General features: G+C 29.9%; 2 protein-coding genes. One reads left to right on the top strand and one right to left on the bottom strand.

The features are described 5' to 3' along the window. On the top strand, positions 1-298 hold a 298-nt coding region (locus V7014_RS20290; protein ID WP_335509729.1), incomplete at its 5' end, for an IS3 family transposase. A 58-nt stretch (positions 299-356) separates the two neighbouring features. Here V7014_RS20290 and V7014_RS20285 read toward each other — a convergent pair. Next, positions 357-881 (bottom strand): hypothetical protein (locus tag V7014_RS20285; protein ID WP_335509727.1); only part of this gene is annotated, 525 nt, incomplete at its 5' end.

The following is an 881-nucleotide window of genomic DNA, read 5'->3' as shown; positions in this document are numbered from 1 at the left end:
AACTTACAGGCCATCAAAAATGTTTCATACAGACCGAGGTAGAGAGTTTGATAATCAACTAATATCAGAGGCTTTAGAAACATTCAGCATTCAACGTTTACTGAATCCTTACGATAATGCCGTGGCCGAAACCATGTTTAAGGTGTTTAAAACAGAATTTGCAAATAGTGCGGACTTCCATTCTCTTGAACAGTTCGTACTTGAACTTGATGATTATGTTCATTGGTTTAACAACATTCGTATTCACGGAACATTGGATTATCAAACATCAGTAGAATTTAAGCAGCAATCCTTATAAAAGTTGTCCAGTTTAGTGTTGAAATTCCAGTATAACTTAAATATTGTTCCATATTCTATTAACTTAAGTCTATTATTATGTGATATAAAAATACTTCTTTACTATTTCTTAAATGATTAGTTTTACAAACTCTTAAATTCGTATAATCATATCCTTCCACTTCTTCAAAGTTAATAAAATCATAAGGATAGCTATATTTTTGTATATAGCTAATATACCTTTGGCAGAATTCAACAAAATTTTTAGACGTTGAATACACTAATATATAATTACATTTAAGCCCCGTCGTATCATAACCAAATATTTTATCTAAATGTAAATCTAAATAGTCTTTTTTCAACGAATCTAAATTTAAAGCCTCAATTATCGCAAATGGTTCTCCACTTTTCTTATTTATAAAAATATCTATTTCACCGGACGTTTTTCCCGCTCTTGATTTTCCCCATAAAGTTTGATCTTTATTAGTATAGCCTGCCATATTCAATAAAGAAGATAGAAAAGTATTTCTCTCATTTTCTGAAGCACCCCTATAGATCTGATTTCCTTGCATATTAATACAAGAGCTTATAATACAATCTAAAAG

It is taken from the genome of Bacillus sp. JJ722, from assembly GCF_036963345.1.
Lineage (GTDB): Bacteria > Bacillota > Bacilli > Bacillales > DSM-1321 > Bacillus_AD.
The sequence above is the reverse complement of the archived record's forward strand: the minus strand, read 5'-3'. Positions and strand labels throughout refer to the sequence as shown.